Origin of the sequence: Cocleimonas sp. KMM 6892, assembly GCF_035798195.1 — a bacterium.
Classification (GTDB): domain Bacteria; phylum Pseudomonadota; class Gammaproteobacteria; order Thiotrichales; family Thiotrichaceae; genus Cocleimonas; species Cocleimonas flava.
This window is the reverse complement of record NZ_JAPFBV010000002.1, coordinates 417,560-436,616: the sequence shown is the minus strand read 5'-3', so window position 1 is coordinate 436,616 and position 19,057 is coordinate 417,560. Positions and strand designations below refer to the sequence as shown.

At 40.0% G+C, this 19,057-nt stretch carries 13 protein-coding genes and 1 tRNA gene; 6 read left to right on the top strand and 8 right to left on the bottom strand.

All coding sequences use genetic code 11. The features are described from left to right. Positions 1-33 precede the first annotated feature (33 nt). The 3 genes from OO007_RS07595 to gltX form a co-directional block, all read right to left on the bottom strand. Entirely contained in the window at positions 34-831 is a 798-nt protein-coding gene (locus tag OO007_RS07595) for a substrate-binding periplasmic protein (protein ID WP_325808344.1), read from the bottom strand. Positions 832-946: 115 nt separating this feature from the next. Further along, positions 947-1,894 carry an MBL fold metallo-hydrolase gene (locus OO007_RS07590; RefSeq protein ID WP_325808343.1) on the bottom strand — a complete coding sequence of 316 codons (948 nt, stop codon included), beginning with the start codon at positions 1,892-1,894 and terminating at the stop codon, positions 947-949. A gap of 238 nt (positions 1,895-2,132) precedes the next feature. Next, positions 2,133-3,536, bottom strand: a complete 1,404-nt coding sequence (gene gltX / locus OO007_RS07585) for a glutamate--tRNA ligase (RefSeq protein ID WP_442784333.1) — start codon at positions 3,534-3,536, stop codon at positions 2,133-2,135. A 326-nt stretch (positions 3,537-3,862) separates the two neighbouring features. Between gltX and OO007_RS07580 the strand changes: the two genes are divergently transcribed. Continuing rightward, entirely contained in the window at positions 3,863-4,810 is a 948-nt protein-coding gene (locus OO007_RS07580) for a DUF808 domain-containing protein (RefSeq protein ID WP_131905361.1), read from the top strand. 98 nt (positions 4,811-4,908) lie between these two features. Here OO007_RS07580 and OO007_RS07575 read toward each other — a convergent pair whose 3' ends face one another. Continuing rightward, complete coding sequence (locus OO007_RS07575) at positions 4,909-5,556, bottom strand: DUF3047 domain-containing protein (protein WP_131905362.1); 648 nt, start codon at positions 5,554-5,556, stop codon at positions 4,909-4,911. Between the two features lie 176 nt (positions 5,557-5,732). Here OO007_RS07575 and OO007_RS07570 point away from each other — a divergent pair, with 176 nt between their 5' ends. The 3 genes from OO007_RS07570 (at position 5,733) to OO007_RS07560 (ending at position 9,468) form a co-directional block, all read left to right on the top strand. After that, positions 5,733-7,865 carry an FAD-dependent oxidoreductase gene (locus tag OO007_RS07570; RefSeq protein WP_325808342.1) on the top strand — a complete coding sequence of 711 codons (2,133 nt, stop codon included), beginning with the start codon at positions 5,733-5,735 and terminating at the stop codon, positions 7,863-7,865. Positions 7,866-7,868: 3 nt separating this feature from the next. Beyond that, positions 7,869-8,651 carry a sterol desaturase family protein gene (locus OO007_RS07565; protein ID WP_325808341.1) on the top strand — a complete coding sequence of 261 codons (783 nt, stop codon included), beginning with the start codon at positions 7,869-7,871 and terminating at the stop codon, positions 8,649-8,651. 187 nt (positions 8,652-8,838) lie between these two features. Next, entirely contained in the window at positions 8,839-9,468 is a 630-nt protein-coding gene (locus OO007_RS07560; RefSeq protein WP_325808340.1) for a 2-hydroxychromene-2-carboxylate isomerase, read from the top strand. A gap of 231 nt (positions 9,469-9,699) precedes the next feature. Here OO007_RS07560 and ilvC read toward each other — a convergent pair whose 3' ends face one another. The 4 genes from ilvC to OO007_RS07540 all read right to left on the bottom strand — a co-directional run bounded on the left by ilvC (position 9,700) and on the right by OO007_RS07540 (position 13,528). Continuing rightward, positions 9,700-10,716, bottom strand: a complete 1,017-nt coding sequence (ilvC, locus tag OO007_RS07555) for a ketol-acid reductoisomerase (RefSeq protein WP_131905366.1) — start codon at positions 10,714-10,716, stop codon at positions 9,700-9,702. Between the two features lie 108 nt (positions 10,717-10,824). Then, the gene (gene ilvN / locus OO007_RS07550; protein ID WP_131905367.1) at positions 10,825-11,319 is read right to left on the bottom strand and encodes an acetolactate synthase small subunit; all 495 of its coding nucleotides are present in this window, start codon (positions 11,317-11,319) and stop codon (positions 10,825-10,827) included. 17 nt (positions 11,320-11,336) lie between these two features. Continuing rightward, positions 11,337-13,085, bottom strand: a complete 1,749-nt coding sequence (ilvB, locus tag OO007_RS07545; RefSeq protein ID WP_131905368.1) for a biosynthetic-type acetolactate synthase large subunit — start codon at positions 13,083-13,085, stop codon at positions 11,337-11,339. Between the two features lie 366 nt (positions 13,086-13,451). Continuing rightward, positions 13,452-13,528 (bottom strand) — tRNA-Met (locus tag OO007_RS07540). Positions 13,529-13,722: 194 nt separating this feature from the next. On the opposite strand from OO007_RS07540, the gene OO007_RS07535 reads away from it, so the two are divergent. Then, positions 13,723-17,976, top strand: a complete 4,254-nt coding sequence (locus tag OO007_RS07535) for a DEAD/DEAH box helicase (RefSeq protein ID WP_325808339.1) — start codon at positions 13,723-13,725, stop codon at positions 17,974-17,976. Between the two features lie 264 nt (positions 17,977-18,240). Continuing rightward, positions 18,241-19,020 (top strand): autoinducer binding domain-containing protein, encoded by a 780-nt coding sequence (locus tag OO007_RS07530; RefSeq protein WP_325808338.1) that lies wholly within the window; start codon positions 18,241-18,243, stop codon positions 19,018-19,020. Positions 19,021-19,057 lie beyond the last annotated feature (37 nt).

Below are 19,057 nucleotides of genomic sequence, written 5' to 3'. Positions count from 1 at the left end.
CAGACAGATAGATGTGGACTTAATCATCTAGAACTAATCCGCTAAATCATTTTCTGAAATAATATAGGCTTTAGGGGTTTTAGTGTGAATTGCAACCGCATTTTTGATAAACCCTTCCGCAATCATTTCTGTCAAAACTCGATTTAATTTAGGCAATAAAGCAGCCTGACTTTTATGTATACGCATCGAAATATCAATTGCTGGTCCTGCATCATAGGCTTCCTTATAGGCATCGATATCATCATTAAGTTGACTAATCCAGTATTTTGCAGCCTGACGTTCTATGATTAAACCATCAATACGGTCTGCCTTGAGTAACTTTAAATTTATATCGTGACTGCGACTATCCTTTCTATCAACCAACTGATCATCAAAAGCTTTACCCACAAAAAAATTATGATGGTAACCTAAGATACTACCCAAGGTTTTTCCCTGAAAATCATTTATATAATCACCCGTGATTTCTGTTGAATGCTTAACAAAAATTACTTTTTGGACTTTTAAATAAGGGATTGTATATAACGAAACATCTTTATCAGCTTCTCTCCAAACTTTAGATGATGTTGGGTCAATATCCAGTTCTCCACTTCTGAAATACGTCACCATTCTTTTTTGTGGAAGTTTGATTATTTCGAGCTCAACATTAAGACGTTTCTTAACTTCAGCTAACACATCAGAAACGATACCTGATGCTTCTGAATGCTCATCATAGATGAAATAAGGAGGCCAATTTATCGCCGAAACACGCAGCTTCTCATCAGCAAAAGTATTTGATGATGAAACGAGTGAAATGAAAAAAACTACAACGATTAACGCTTTTAGCCGAGACATAAATAGTTACTAATAAAACTTATATATGCAATAAATCTAACATAGATTTATCCATGAAAAATGAAAAGATGGCAGAACGTTGATAAAAAGGGCTAAATGGCTTGAATATAACTAGTTATTCAAACTCCATCTCAGTAAATACCTGCTGGGCATTTCTTCCTGACAGAGAATCAAAATTAAGCAGGTATTTATACGCTGATTGATCAATGGAACTAATATCAGAAATATCGCCATCATTGTCGAGAAATTCAGCAACGGCTTCGCGCAAAAAAACCAGATACTCGTAACTGTCTTTATTTGCAATTGCCAATGTCGTGGGATCACCATGACCCGGGATAATATGTTCTGGCTTATAAGCGGCCATCGCTTTATACACATCAATCCAGCTTTTACTGTTAGATTGGCTTCCCACGCCTAGCATGCGCTTTATATACACAATGTCCCCCGTGAACATAACCTTATGTTGCGGCAACCAGATAAAGCTATCTCCCGGCGTATGTGCCTGCCCAGCATGGGTAATTTCAAAGCGTGTGCCGCCAAGATCAAACGTTAATTCGCTATCAAAAGTCGTATCAGCATATACTGCCTCAGTTCCTTTTAAGCCTTCATCGCCGACGAGATTCCCCAGACCAAAAAATTGATCCTGTGTTCTGTTTTTCTGATCTTCTACTGCCTCATTGCTCGCAATGATTTTTGCACCCAGTGCTTTAAAGTAACCATTACCTAGCCAGCGATGATCTTGTCCACCTGAATTAATCACCCTCACTATCGGTTTGTCTGTGATGCTTTTGATGACAGCATGAATTCTCTCCGCACCTTTATAAGTTGCGCCTGAATCAATGAGCACCACACCTTCGCTGGTTACGACGACGCCAAAGGTTGCATTATTGCCAAGGTTGGTGGGACTACGATTGCTCAACTCCCCAACGATTGCATAGACATTTTCAGTGACTTTTTTTAGTGTTAAATCAGACGCTGCAAATAAAGAATGACTAATGAGCAGTGAAGATAACAGAAACAGAAGAGCTAGAAATTTTAAGGTTAACACATTTAGTCGTAACATATTGTCCTCACGTGTGCTTTTAGAATGGCAGTTAGGACTTCATTAGAACCTTGTTTCAAGCTGTTATAAATATGTATTAGTAGATAGGGGAGTAGATAGGGGAGTAAATAGGAGAGTAGAAAGGAGAGCAGATAGGAAAGAAAATAGGAGGATGCATTAATGGCACCCCCCTACTTATAGCCTGTTTTTTATTGTTATTTTTAGTTGTTAGTTTTTTAGACGTAAAAGTACGAAACTATTAATCAGCATACTTAGCAGTAGCAAATGCAACTGCCTTTTCCATTCTTTCCAAGGTGCGCTCTTTACCGATTAAATTAAGCGTAACATCAAGCGAAGGAGACATAGCCACACCAGTTACAGCAACACGCAATGCAGGACCAACTTTACCCATACCTAGCTCTAATTCTTCACAGGTATTTTTAATTACTGCATCTATACTTTCAACATTCCAGTTTTCTACGGCAGAAAACTTATCTAATAAGTTTTGTAAAATACCAGGCGTTGCTGTCTTAAAGTGCTTCTTAGTAGCATTCGCATCAAACTCTTCAAAATCTTCGTAGTAATAACGAATATTGTGCGCCAGTTCTTTTAATGTTTTTGCTCGTTCACGGTGCGCATCAATCACATCTGTAATAGCAGGACCATTCGATGTATCGAGGTTTTGGTCATCCAAATGCCATTGCAAATGTGTCGCGATTTCTTCTGCCGGTAAAGTCTGTATATATTGCTCGTTTACCCAGATTAATTTTTTCGTATTAAAAGTAGAAGGGGCAACATTCACGTCTTCTATTTTGAATAGGTTAATCATTTCTTCACGACTGAAAATTTCCTGGTCTTCGTGAGACCAACCTAAACGCAATAGATAATTTAATAAGGCTTGAGGAATGAATCCGTCATCACGGTATTGCATTACACCAACCGCACCATGACGTTTTGATAAACGTTTACCATCATCACCCAGTATCATAGACACGTGTGCGAATGCAGGTAATTTGGCACCCAAAGCTTCGAACAGATTGATTTGACGAGGCGTATTGTTGATATGGTCATCGCCACGAATGACATGAGTCATACCCATATCCATATCATCCACGACAACGGTTAAATTGTAGGTAGGTACGCCATTAGGGCGCGCTAAAATCAGGTCATCCAGCTCGCGGTTATTAATGACGATATCGCCTTTAACCAAATCGTGAATCACCACATCGCCTTCCAGTGGGTTTTTAAAACGAACCACAGAACCTTCGACAGGCACATCAGTACGGTGACGACATTTACCGTTGTACTTAGGCTTTTCTTTATTCGCGCGTTGTTGTTCGCGTACTGCGTCTAATTCTTCAGGACTGCAATCACAGCGATACGCCTTGCCTTCATCCAGCAATTGTTGAATCACTTCTTTGTAGCGATCAAAACGATCAGTTTGAAAAATCGGTCCCTCATCATAATCCAGACCCAGCCAATTCATGCCATCGAGAATAGCGTCAATCGACTTTTGTGAATTACGTTCCAGATCCGTATCCTCAATACGCAGAATAAACTTACCGTTATTCTGTCGTGCATAAAGCCAGGAATATAATGCAGTGCGAGCACCACCTATATGTAGATCACCAGTAGGACTTGGAGGAAAACGAGTAACTATCATGATATCAATCTGTTTAATTTTAAAAGAAACGAAGGGTAGCATTTAGCGCAGAAAAGCGCGAGAAATTGCCACCTGGATTTTACAATTTCAATGAATAGTTAACCTTACGATTGAGTTGTTAGGCACCCCCCTACTTTGAGGTATATTTTTATCCGCATCATATTTATCAGACTAAAAGCAGATTAACGATAAGTCTAAAGTCATTTAACTTCTTATAATTAAATAAGATATGCGTAAATAAAATTACAAGACTTAGACTAATCAGCACGAAAAAATAGTATTTAATGATATTATCCAAAATTAATTTTAGAGATTAGGACGAATATATGGCTGCTGGCAGTTTATTAATGTTGTTAGATGATATCGCAACGGTACTGGATGATGTCGCGGCGATGAGCAAGGTAGCCGTTAAGAAAACAGCCGGGGTGCTTGGTGATGATCTGGCATTAAATGCAGAGCAAGTATCCGGAATAAAAGCTGACCGTGAGATTCCTGTAGTTTGGGCTGTAGCCAAAGGATCGTTTAAAAACAAACTGATATTAGTCCCTGCTGCATTAGCCATCAGTGCGTTTATTCCTTGGTTAATCACCCCTCTACTTATGTTAGGTGGTGCATTCTTATGTTATGAAGGTTTTGAAAAGATAGCCCATAAATTCCTGCATTCATCCGATGAAAACGAACAACACCATAAAGAACAAATCAAAGCGATTCAAAACCCAGAAGTTGATATGGTCGAATTCGAGAAAGATAAAATCAGTGGCGCGATAAGGACTGACTTTATTTTATCCGCAGAAATAGTAGTGATCGCCTTAGGAACCGTTAAAGATCAATCATTCCTGATTCAATCATTAGTGGTATCAGGTATTGCTTTATTTATTACGATCGCTGTCTATGGTCTGGTAGCAGGCATTGTGAGAATGGACGACGTCGGTCTTCATTTAATCAAAGAAAAAGCAAAAACCATGTGGGGAAGTGTCAAGCGCACTATCGGTAGATGGATTTTGGTTTTCGCCCCCATTTTAATGAAAACGCTAACCATTGTCGGCACAGCAGCGATGTTTTTAGTGGGCGGTGGTATTTTGGTACATGGCTTTCATGATATTGGCGAAGGTTTCTTACACTTTAGCGAATCACTTAAAACATTACCACTGGGTGGTTTTTGGTCAGCAATTACACCGACTCTATTAAATGGTTTATTTGGAATTCTGGCCGGTGGTTTACTGGTACTGGTGTTTAAAGTTCTGTCACCTGTTTATGCCAAATTCAAAAGCTAATTTTAAATTAGCACTGCTGATAAATACTTCAAAGGTGAATGGTTTTATTAACCATTCACCTTATTAAATTTTAACCTGTGTAATAAATTCGGCTTAGCTCATTGCGCCGTAAAGAAAATATCTCCATATACCGCTGTAACTTGTCCCTTGCCGTTATCGGTGTCTGTCATGACGGCTACGGCATCTATTTTCGTGAGATTTTTGCCATAAAGCGTTTTGAAGTCCTGCTTTACATTCCGTTTTTCTTTTTGCCAAACACCAGCACGATCCTGTTGACCTCTTACAGCTGTCATCTTTGCGTTTTTAGGCAGATACGCATTGCCCCACGACGCTCCGCGGTTTTGGTTACTCGACCAGACATAATTCAATGCTTTAGAGTTCCAGGGAAAAAGTCCTCCATCAATAATGACGTATACACGGGCAGCATAATCATCGCCGGCTTTACTCTGTTCATTTAATCCCTTGAGTTGACCATCTACTTTCCAACTCCAGTTAAGAAAAGGCGTTTTATTTAAATCGACTTTTATTTTCCTGACCAAGCCGGAAGCGGTTTTATTGCTGCTTGCTTTTAATGCTTTTCGTCCAGAATCACTAACAATGTTGTAACTAGTAGTTCCACTGAATGATTTTTGCTCCCACCCTGAAAGGTTGCCAGCAGAAAAATCTCCAACAGGAACTTTATCAGCAGCTATTGCATTGCCACTGATCAGTGCTAGAGTGAATACTTGGATTATCTGTTTTAACATCAATGATGTATCTCCTATCATTTTTATCCTTGTTTATAAAAATCAAATCTTAACGTTTTCAGACTCACTCATGTGTTTTTCAGGCTGAGTATAAGAATGAACATTATTACTTACGCATCCACCTTACATTCAGTTGCGTAAAGAGATGTAAATTAACTAACCACGTAAATAAAACCATGAATAAAAAAATTATAATTGTCGCACTGATAGTCAGCATTATAGCTGCGTTCTTTCTTTTTGATTTGAAGCAATACCTGTCGCTTGATTATATCAAATCACAGCAATCAGCCTTTCAAGCGTTCTACGCTGATAATACATTTCTTACTTTATTAATCTTCTTTGTCACTTATGTTGTCATTGCTGCATTAAGTTTACCCGGCGCTGCCATCATGACTATTCTGGCGGGTACGTTATTCGGCTTAGTCACAGGAACGATCATGGTTTCATTTGCGAGCACCTTAGGCGCAACCTTAGCTTTCCTCGCAACCAGGTATTTATTACAAGACACCATGGAGTCGCGTTACACTGAAAAATTAAAGTCAGTAAATGCAGGTATCGAAAAAGAAGGTCCTTTCTACTTATTTGCCATGCGCCTTGTTCCGATATTCCCTTTCTTCTTAATTAATATCGTAATGGGACTCACCAAAATACCAACGTTGACCTTTGCTTTGGTTAGTCAGGTTGGAATGCTCGCTGGAACAATTGCCTATGTATTTGCAGGAACACAATTAGCAAAAATTGATTCCCTATCAGGTATTCTTTCTCCAGGTCTAATCTTTGCCTTCGCAGTATTAGGTTTATTCCCGCTTGCTGCGCGTAAAGTCATGGATAAACTTCGTGCGAACAAAGTTTACGCTAACATTGATAAGCCAGAAAAATTCGACAATAACCTGATTGTGATTGGTGCAGGCGCTGGTGGACTGGTTTCTTCCTACATCGCTGCAGCAGTAAAAGCCAAAGTAACCTTGATTGAAAAACACAAGATGGGCGGTGATTGCCTAAATACAGGTTGTGTACCAAGTAAAGCCATTATTCGTACTGCCAAATTACTCTCTGAAGCGCAACATGCACCTCAATACGGTATTGAGAAAATGGATGCCGAAGTCGATTTCAAATCGGTGATGAATCGTGTTCACAATGTTATCCGTAAGATTGAACCACATGATTCTGTAGAACGTTACACAGAATTAGGGGTAAACGTGATTCAAGGCGAGGCTAAAATCATCGACCCTTACAGAGTTGAAGTGAACGGCGAAGTACTAACCACTCGTAATATCATAATTGGTACAGGTGCCAGACCCTTTGTACCCAATATCCCGGGACTTGAGAGTGTTGATTATTTAACCAGTGATACACTTTGGGATCTGGAAGAACTACCTGAAAGATTCATTGTACTTGGTGGCGGCCCAATTGGCGCTGAATTAACGCAAGCGTTTGCTCGCCTTGGTTCTAATGTAACGATGATTGAACGCGAAGAACGCATTTTGATTCGTGAAGATGAAGATGTTTCAGAGTTAGTCCTCGAAAGCTTCAATGAAGATAAAGTACAAGTGCTAACGCAACATGATGCTGTAGAAGTCATACAGAAAGACGGTCAGGATATATTGCTTTGTAAACATAACGATGAAATCGTTGAAGTACCCTTCGATAAATTGCTTATTGCAATAGGACGAAAAGCCAATATCACTGGATTTGGTCTGGAAGAACTTGGCGTTGAAATAAACAAGAATGGAACTATTACAGCGAATCAATTCCTCGAGACTAATTATCCGAATATTCATGTGGTTGGCGATGTGACTGGACCTTACCAGTTTACACACACCGCCGCTCACATGGCATGGTTTGCCAGCGTCAATGCGCTGTTTGGCTTTGCTAAACGCTTTAAGGTTGATTATCGTGTCATCCCATGGGCAACCTTTACCGACCCTGAGGTTTCTCGAGTCGGATTAAACGAACAAGAAGCAAAAGAAAAAGGCATAGAATACGAAGTAACGACTTATGGTATTGATGATCTTGACCGTGCCATTGCTGATAGTGCTGATCATGGTTTTGTTAAGGTGCTTACTCCTCCAGGAAAAGACACGATTCTTGGCGTAACCATTGTCGGCAAGGACAGCAGTAGTTTAATTGCAGAATTTGTATTAGCCATGAAATATAAACTGGGTTTAAATAAGATACTCGGAACCATTCATATATACCCAACCATGGCAGAAGCAAACAAATACGTTGCAGGTGACTGGAAGCGTAAGAATGCACCTGAGAAACTTCTTGTATGGGTTGAAAAATTCCACACATGGCGCAGAGGCTAATTCATGAATGACCTTATCGCGAACGAGCCGCAAATTCGGCTGTTCGCTTTCTTTAGTATTCTTGCCATCATGATTGTATGGCAAGTTGTTAAGCCTAGACGTGCTTATCAAAAACCACTACAAGAAAAAGCTAAACGTTGGACCAGCCATGCCTTGATGATGGTGGTCTCTACGTTGCTGATAAGGTTAACTCTACCGTTTTCCGCCGCAGCCTTCGCGCTGTATATTGCGGATAACGATCTTGCACTTTTCGGATTTAGTCTGCCTTTGATTATTGGCGTCATCCTTTTGGATTGCCTGATCTATTGGCAACATCGTATCTTCCATAAAGTCCCTATATTATGGCGCTTACATCGCGTACACCATAGTGATGAAACGCTAGATGTCACTTCCGCGATACGCTTTCATCCGATTGAAATATTTCTTTCAATGTTGATTAAGTTTGCGGCGATCTGGATGTTTGGTTTAAGCGCAGCGACCGTGATTATTTTTGAAATTATCTTGAACGGCATGGCTATGTTTAATCACAGCAATGCACGAATACCTGCTGATAATATTCTACGATTAATCTTTGTTACACCTGATATGCATCGTGTTCATCACTCTGTTTACGGTAACGAAACAAACAGTAATTACGGATTTAATATGTCTATCTGGGATCGCATCTTTGGTAGCTATATCGCACAACCTAAAGATGGACACGATGCCATGACAATTGGTTTAAAAGAATATCCGGGTGGCGAAAGTGGTTTAAAAGGCTTATTAGAAATGCCTTTTAAACGCTAAAATGCAGTGAATGCAATTTCATAAATAACCAATTCATAAAGCATCATTATGTGTGTCATGGGTTAATTTAAGGCTTAGACAGAACAGCTATAAAAACAACTCTGCAAAAAAGTGCCCATAAGTAGGGGGGTGGCTAAAAATTAAAATCAATACCATTACTATCATTGAAAACTGCTAATATTTTGTCATGAAAAAAATAGACTGGTATTTCGACTTTATTTCACCCTTCGCGTATTTGGCATTAAAGCGTTTCAATACGTTACCTAATGATATTGAAATCAATCCCATCCCAATTTTATTTGCGGGATTACTCAATCACTACGACACCAAAGGACCTGCTGAAATTGAACGCATGCGCCAATATACCTTTCGGCATATTGTTTGGCTAGCCGAACAATATCAGATCCCTCTCACACTTCCGCCTGCACATCCTTTCAATCCATTAAAGTACCTGCGGTTAAGTTTGTTATTAGAAACCGATTTGAAATCGATAGAGACAATCTTTGAATTCATTTGGAAGGATGGTCAATCTGCTGTGGATGCCAGCAACTGGGAGAAACTAGCGATTGATTTTAGCATCAGTGATATAGATTCAAAAATCTCACAACAACACATCAAAGATCAGTTAATGAGCAATACACAACAAGCCGTTGATTTAGGTATTTTTGGTGTCCCTACTTTTGTTGTTGATGAAGAATTGTTTTTTGGTCAAGACTCAATGGGATTTCTAACATCTTATCTACAAAACCCCGAAATTCTAAAATCAAAAGCAATGCGCTCTGCGGATACTATGCCTGAGGGAATAACCCGAAAATAATAATCTAAAAAAACTGGCTATAAGTACGGGGGTGTCTTTTTTCTGATCCACAAACGAAAAAAAGCCCAGCAATTGCCAGGCTTTTAATAATCTTATGAAAGAATATTTAGTGCGTTTAGATTTCGTTTAATATCAAGGCGTAGCTGTGCGGAGAATGTGAGCGTACATCAAGTACGTGACCATTCGAGCACAGATACAACGCAGAGATTAAGCGAAAGATGAATGCTCTAATTAGTTCTTTTCTTGATCAACGATTTTATTTTCTGTAATCCAAGGCATCATAGAACGCAACTTAGCACCTACAACCTCGATACCATGCTCTGCATTCTTACGACGGTAGCCTGACATTGATGGGTAGTTGCTCGCACCTTCAGCAATAAACTGCTTCGCGTACTCACCCGTCTGGATGTTATGTAGTGCCTCTTTCATTGCTGCACGAGACTCATCATTGATAACACGTGGTCCTGTTACATACTCACCGTACTCAGCGTTATTAGAGATTGAGTAGTTCATGTTCGCGATTCCGCCTTCGAACATTAAATCAACAATAAGCTTGAGCTCGTGAAGACATTCGAAGTATGCCATTTCAGGCTCGTAACCAGCGTCTACTAGTGTTTCGTAACCTGCTTTAACTAACTCTACTGCACCACCACAAAGAACTGCTTGCTCACCAAATAGGTCAGTTTCACACTCGTCACGGAACGTTGTTTCGATGATACCTGTACGGCCTCCACCAACACCTGATGCATAAGATAATGCGATATCTTTTGCCTTACCAGAAGCATCTTGCTCAACAGCGATTAAATCTGGAACACCACCACCACGAACAAACTCAGAACGTACAGTATGTCCTGGTGCCTTAGGAGCAATCATGATTACATCAAGATCTTTACGTGGAACAACCTGATTAAATAGAACAGCAAAACCATGTGCAAATGCAAGAACTGCGCCTTGCTTGATGTTTGGCTCAATTTCGTCACGGTATAATTCAGACTGGAACTCATCTGGAGTCAAAATCATGACTACGTCTGCTTCAGCAACTGCCGTTGGTACGTCAGCAGTTTTCAGGCCGTAACCTTCAGCTTTAGCAATAGATGAAGAACCAGGACGAAGACCAACAGTGACATCAACACCAGAATCTTTAAGGTTAGCAGCGTGAGCATGGCCTTGTGAACCAAAACCGATGATGGCTACTTTTAAGCCTTGAATAATAGAAAGATCACAGTCTTTATCGTAAAAAATATTCATTTTAAAATTTCCTTAAAGTATATTACTTTGATAATTAAATAACGCTAATTAGTTCTTTCTAATTAATCAGTTATGTTCTTTATTAAATGTAGTTTATAGAAATAAAAACTACACTGTTAGAGAGGCATTTCCTCGTGGAATTCCCATTGCACCAGAACGAACGACTTCTACTATTTTATGAACTCTCATAGAATCCAGGAAGCCATCTAGCTTAAGGGGATTACCTGTTATTTCGATCGTATACATATGATTACTAACATCGATGATACGACCACGGAAAATATCTGAAAGACGCTTAATAGACTCACATGACTCCATTTCTTTAGCAACGACTTTAACAAACATCATTTCACGCTCGATGTGAGAATAATCAGATAACTCCATCACTTTGACCACATCAATCAACTTGTTTAGTTGTTTGACGATTTGTTCGATAGACGCGTCATTACCTTTCGTTACGACGGTCATTCGAGAAAGTGTTGGATCATCCGTTGCGGCAACAGTCAAAGATTCGATATTGTAACCACGTTGTGAAAACAAACCAGATACGCGAGATAATGCGCCTGCTTCATTTTCCATTAATAGTGAAATTATATGTCTCATAAATTTAACTCTCCGGGTTACTTCTTGGAATTCGCATCATCAATGGCATCTTGCTTATTAAGATACATTTCATTGTGACCGTAACCCGCTGGAATCATTGGATATACATTACCTTGTTCTTCAACAACAAAATCAAGGAAGTGTAAGTTCTTCTTATCTTCAACGGCTTCGCGAAGCGCATCTTCAACCTCAGAAGGTTTCGTTATGCGTTTACCAATGTGCCCATAAGCTTCAGCTAATTTAACAAAATCAGGTAAAGATTGGTTATACGTCATTGCGTAACGCTCTTCATAGAAGAACTCCTGCCACTGACGAACCATACCTAAGTAACCGTTGTTTAGGTTGATGATATTAAGCGGTAGACCATACTGCTTACAACAACCCAACTCTTGAATACACATTTGAATACTGCCATCACCCGTAATGCAGGCAACCGTTTCATCGTGATTTGCAAATTGAACACCCATTGCTGCAGGTAATCCGAAGCCCATCGTACCTAAGCCACCTGAATTAACCCAACGTTTAGGTTTATTGAAACGGTAGTACTGTGCTGCAAACATTTGATGCTGACCAACGTCAGAAGCAACAAAAGCATCGCCGTTAGTTACTTTACATAGCATATCAACGACATACTGAGCTTTGATAATTTCATCACCCTGCTCGTAACTAAGACAATCAAGCGCTTGCCAGGCTTTAATCTCTTTCCACCATTCATCGTATGCAGATTTATCAGGAACAATGTTTTGCTCCTTAATTTCAGCTAGCATCGACTGCAAGACTTCTTTAACGTCACCTACGATAGGATTATGCGCGTGTCTATTTTTAGAGATAGATGCAGGATCTATATCGATATGGATTACTTTTGCGTCAGGTGAAAACTTTTTCAAATCTCCGGTTACACGGTCATCGAAACGTGCACCAACACAAATAATCAGGTCTGTATGATACATCGCACGATTCGCTTCAACCGTACCATGCATGCCTAACATGCCGATAAACTGAGGATCATTCGACGGATAACAACCTAAGCCCATTAGAGTATTAGTCACTGGGAAATTGTATAAACGGCCAAGTTCGGTAAGTTCATCTGCTGCTTTCGATGTAATTACACCACCACCTGCATAAAGCACAGGCTTTTTAGCTTGCCCGATCATTTTGATCGCAGACTTAATTTGCTTCTTGTTACCTTTGATCGTTGGCTGATAAGAACGCATCACTAAATCTTTAGGGTATTTAAACTCTATTTTCTTAACAGCAGGATTTGTTAGGTCCTTAGGGATATCGACAAGTACTGGACCTGGACGACCTGTAGAAGCAATATGAAATGCTTTTTTCATCACAGGTGCTATGTCTTCTATACACGTCACTAAGAAATTGTGTTTCACACAAGGACGGGTAATACCAACAATATCAATTTCTTGAAAAGAGTCTTTACCAATCAAATCTTTAGGAACATTACCCGAGATTACGACTAAAGGAACCGAATCCATATACGCATCGGCAATACCTGTGACGGCATTGGTAGCGCCAGGGCCAGAAGTTACAATACAGACACCAGGCTTATCGCTAGTCTTTGCATAACCTTCTGCAGCATGGACAGCACCCTGCTCATGACGAGCCAGTATGTGTCTTATCTCACCACGATTTTCTGCTTTATACAGTTCATCATAGAGAAAAAGAACTGCCCCTCCGGGATAACCAAATATGGTATCAACGTTTTCCGCTTTTAGACATTCTATAAATATCTCAGCGCCTGATAATTTCACGTATTTCTCCTCACGTAATATCTACCTTTTCACAACGAACTAAAGTTCGACATAGTAATATGAAAACAACACTCTATCCAGTCCAATATAGCGTGTTTTGCGATATTCTAACCCCTTTTAGAAGAGTGTGTTTATGAGTATATTAATCCTATGTATTAGCTCGTAGTAATAGACTTAAACCTTAAACGGCATTAATTGATCAATCTAGCGTAACAAATCAAAGTAATAACAAGGTGCTAATAATGATTAAAGTCACCCCCCTACTTCAGGGCAGTTTTTTTAAGTAGCTTAAATACAAAAAAGGCCACACATTTGTGTGGCCTTTTCGAAGAAATTAAAGCTTAAATAACTTTAATGCCTTATATATGGTGGCTATACCGAGATTCGAACTTGGGACCCCATCATTATGAGTGATGTGCTCTAACCAGCTGAGCTATATAGCCAAAACCGTTTTGCCAATCAGCAAAAACAAGGAGCGCTAATATAGTGATTGTAATACCTTGTGTCAACCATTCAAACACGAAAAATCATCACTTTATTAAAGATAAATATTCAGACAAGAGCAGACGTAAGAGGTAAAACATTTTATAATTGTTCGGTTCACTTCCACCATTAAATAAAAATAGAAATTATAATTATGAGTCATCAAAGTTTCGACCCTGCAGCATTTAGAGATTTACCCAAACTACAACGGGCACTGATTCAAATCCTTGCGATTGTTTATGCGCCTGTAGCTGCAACACCATTAGCCAGTTGTGCTCATCGACTCGGCATTGATGACCCAAATATCAACGATAGCTTCACCTTGCACAGTTTACGCCCTATTCTTGTCGACCTGATTCATGATAACTGGGTAGAAGGTAGTCAGGGCAAGTATATGGTGCCAGCCGAGATTCGTGATGATATTTTATTAAGCGCTATAGAAGAAGGCGTTTTTAATGCTTACGCCGATCAGGTGTTACAGTCCTTTTCCGCGACCGAATCGTTTGGCCGCATTCTCTGGCAAAGTGTTGAACACGGTCTGTCGCACGCCAGAATTTACCTGTTTCAAGGTAAAACGGAGAAGCTTGATCATACCTTAGCTCTTTTATTTGAACGCTATCAGTACCGCGAATCAGAGCTAATCAATCCCGGCTTTTACCCTTCGACGTTTGGTTCACCTGCAAATCCTAAATTATTGTCTGTGCTCAGTGATGAAATGTTCAGCATGGCTTTTATCGGTCTTTCTGAATACAGCCTCGATGGCTTGCATAAACAATCAGAGTTGTGGGAGCTATTAGAAGAAAGAAAACAAAACATACCTAATTTAGCCAGCTTTGAATTCCAGCTACTGGAACCTCAGGCGAGATACAGCATTCTTTCAGGTAATTACGAGTTATTTCCAAAATTACCTCCTGCGACAAGTACACATACCAGTTCGATGCTATCGAATGATGAAAACAAAACGTACGACGATCGTCATATCTTCTGGCACCTGGCTAATTCTGCAAGGCAACTGGTTCACTCGAATAATGAAAGTGCTATACAGGCATACGACAATGCCACCGATATTTATCGCGAAGTGTATTCGAAACGTAAAAACGCTACGGTGCTTTTTGGTAATGAATTAGAAAAATTCTACCTGCTTGCTTTAATTACCTCTGGTGATACACAAAATCTGGCTGTTGCACAAAAGATATTCAAACTATTAGAGCAGGATATTGACCACCAAATTCTAAGTGCCTACACCGACACCGTAGTTTCAGGCATATTTAACTTTAATGCGTCATTAAAAGAACTTGAAAGCAATACATACAGTGTTCTTTTCTATGCACTAATCAAACACTGGTTGGGACAAAAGCTCTCTGACGGTGTGCAAGATATTCTTGAGGCTAAATATAACCGTGCCAGTAATGGCCAATACCTATGGTTAAAAGCTGAATACGCACATGCACTGGGTCTATTTGCAGAGAAACAGGAAGACCAGGAAAAATTCAAACAGGAAGCAGAAAAGTTACATCAACAATTAAACACATCAACACTATTCGACCTGGTTAAACCGCAGGCAGAATGGGAACGCGCATTAAATGCAATGAATCAATTAGTCAGCACCGACAAACCTTTGGGTGGCGCTAATGATGAAGAGCGCGTTGTGTGGATGTTAGACGTTGATAAATACAATGAGTATTCCCTTACACCTAAATTACAGAAGCGCACTGCGGCTGGCGGCTGGACTAAAGGACGTAATATTGCACTCAAACGTCTTAAGAAAGAAAGACAGGAATTACCGCAACTCAGTGAACAAGACCTTGATTTAGTATCGGCTATTTTTGAGCAACCAGACTACGATGCTTACTATCACCGCGGCCCACAATTTACACTTGATCTCAATAGTGCATGGCCAAAGTTGGTCAATCACCCAAATCTATATTGGGATGGCGCACGCAATACACCGATTGAATTATCACAAGGTGAATTCGAATTACTCGTTAGTGAAGAAAACGAAAATTTACGTATAAGCTTTTACCCTGCTTTCGACAATAGTCAGGAAGACAGCCAGTACCTTATTGTCAAAGAAACGCCGACACGACTTTGTATTTACCAAAAGAATGAACAGGTCATGCGTCTCAGTGAAATTATTTCTAATGGCATAGTCATTCCGCGTGAAGCTGAAAAAGATTTGCGTGAGACTTTGGGTACATTGGCACCTATGATCAGCATTCAGTCTGATCTGGAAGGCGTTGTAGATGCTGAGGAAATAGAACCGGATTCACGTATTCACGCCAACTTACTGCCTTACGGCGAAGGATTAAGAGCGACATTACGTGTAAAACCCTTCGGAGAATTTGGTGCGTATTTCCCTCCTGGTCATGGACGCGCAAAACTATCTATTGAGCATGAAGGACAACGTTACAAAACTACCCGTGATCTGGAGAAAGAAAAAGATCTACTAGATTCTCTTCTTCAACATAGCAGCATACTAGGAGAAGAAGATGAGTTTAACGACGAATACCTGTTAGATGAGCCACAGGATTGTCTGGAATTACTAGAGCAACTCCATAGAGAAGCCGCTGCTGGTGAAGACGGTGAAGAAGCAAATGTCATCATTGCATGGCCTGAAGGCGAAGTAATGCGTATCGCATCGCACTTTGATACCAATAATCTACGCCTAAGCATCAATAAAAGTGGCGACTGGTTCAGCCTTGAAGGCACTGTATCGACTGACCCTAACCTTATCGTTTCACTCAAACAATTATTGAATTTGTCAGCCAACAATAAAGGTCGCTTCCTGAAGATGGAAGATGGTCAGTATTTATCACTGACGCATCAGTTTAGAAAGAAACTGGATTCTATTCACCGTTATGCTGAAATAGATGGCGATGGTGCAAGAATCAGTGGCCTTGCCTCGTTGGCCTTAGAAGACTTAACCGATATGGTTGGCGAACTGAGTGTCGATGAAGCGTGGGAAAAACATATACGCAATATCGAAGAACTCGACGACCACAACCCTCAAGTCCCTTCTACCCTCCAAACTGAATTACGCGAATACCAGGAAGATGGTTATAAATGGATGAGCCGACTCGCCAAATGGGGCGTAGGCGCATGTTTAGCCGATGACATGGGTCTTGGTAAAACCGTTCAAACCATTAGTATTTTACTAGAGCGAGCCAGTCTTGGACCTGTTTTAGTCGTTGCACCAACATCGGTGAGCAATAACTGGGAATCTGAAATACTTAAATTTTCTCCGACATTGAAACCGCATTTTTATCGTGAAGGTTGCCGTAAGACACTACTGGAAAATGCAGGCGCATTTGACGTGGTCATTGCGAGTTACGGTCTGCTACAACAAGATGCTGAAGAATTTATCGAGAAAAAATGGGGAACAATTGTTCTCGATGAAGCGCAAGCGATTAAAAACATTAACGCAAAACGCACTAAAACAGCTCATAAATTACAGGGTGATTTTAAACTTGTAACAACCGGTACCCCCATCGAAAATCATTTGGGTGAATTATGGAGTATTTTCAGATTCTTAAACCCTGGTCTACTTGGCACACAACAGCAGTTTATGCAGCACTACATCAGCCCTATTGAAAAGGACAACGATGCGGATGCGCGTAATCATCTAAAAAAACTGATTCAACCGTTTATTTTACGTCGTACCAAAACTCAAGTACTGGATGAATTACCACCTAAGACTGAAATCACGCTAGAAATTCCGCTATCTGAAGGTGAACGTAGTTTATATGAAGCGGTTCGTAGCAGCGCACTTGAAAACCTTGCTCAAGACAAGAGCAAACCACAAAGTGGTGAGCATCTGAAAGTACTTGCAGCGATTACCAAACTTCGTTTGGCCAGCTGTCATCCGAAACTGGTTATGGAAGACTCGACGCTATCCAGCAGTAAACTTGATCGCTTTGGTGAGTTGCTAGAAGAACTGATCGAAAACAACCACAAGGCATTGGTATTCAGTCAGTTTGTGAAATACCTATCCATTATCCGTGCCTATCTGGACGAACGTGGAATCAAATACCAGTACCTAGATGGAAGTACGCCGGTTGCACAAAGAAAGGCTCGCGTAGATGCTTTTCAGGATGGTGAAGGAGAGTTATTCCTAATCAGTTTAAAAGCTGGTGGTTCTGGTTTGAACTTAACTGCCGCTGATTATGTTATTCACATGGACCCATGGTGGAACCCTGCCGTAGAAAATCAGGCATCGGATCGTGCGCATCGTATTGGACAAACACGCCCTGTGACGATTTATCGCCTTGTTGCTGAAAATACGATTGAGCAAAAAATTGTTAAATTACATCAGCACAAGAGAGACTTAGCGGAAAGCTTGCTGGAAGGTTCTGATATGAGTGGTTCTATGAGCTCTGATCAAATGCTGGAATTGATGCGAGAAAATTAACAAGTTTGTTATTTGGTCTGACTAAATAACAAGTTATGATAATAACTTGCTAAAAAAGCCTAAGAAGAGAAAATATAAAAAATCACCCTATCTTGGTATGAAATTCAAATCAGGATAGGGTGACCAAATACTAAGAAGACTATTGCGAGTTTTCATTTAGTAAAGACTACTATATACACAAATATTTTCTCTGCAAGGTAGAGTTTCCTACCTGATAGTTTTAGATTATACTCCCATTTAATTATTCTTTATGAGTAAAAGTTAATGGGTATTGATGATAAGACTACTTTCATTAAAAATGATTGTTTCATTCAACAGTTATACGACAACGATTCACCTTCAGGTAAATTCTCATTACTAGAAAAAGAAGTACGTAAAGCTGGCTTTAATGCAGCGCTGTATACCTTCATACCCAAGCTATCTCAACTTTCAAACTCGTTAGAACCCGTATTTCAATACTCGAATATCTATCAACAAAGAATGCGCGACTATAAAAATAACCAAACGCATAGAGACGACTTTGTTATCAGACTATTTAAATTAGGCAACACACAGTACATTGATTGGTGGGAGATATCAAAACAGATAGAGCTCACAAAAAAAGAAAAGCACGCAAATCATAAAACAAAAGAACACTTTGGGGTCAGTAGAGGAATCTCGTTTCCTACGCTAAACAATGATATGGGCATCGCCTATGTGAGTGTTATCAAGCTTAAAGATAACGCTTCTAACAACGACATAAGTTCCGAAATGTTAGCATATTTGAATCAGTGTTCTCAGGTCTACCACGATCATGCCATGACTCATCAAGACCTTCGTTATCATTTTATTTTACCCATATTAAGAACACTCACCCCGAAAAAAGTAACACTCATTGAATACCTTATCTCAGGCAAGCCCATTAACTGTATTTCGAAACATGAGAACATCAGCACCCGTTATGCCGAGAAACTATTAATAGAAACACGCAAACAATTTGGGAATATCTCCACTAACGAATTGATCTATTTAATGGGATGCCTAAACATAGCAGAGTATATCTAAGCAAAAAAAAGTGCCCCAAAGTGGGGAGGTGCCTACG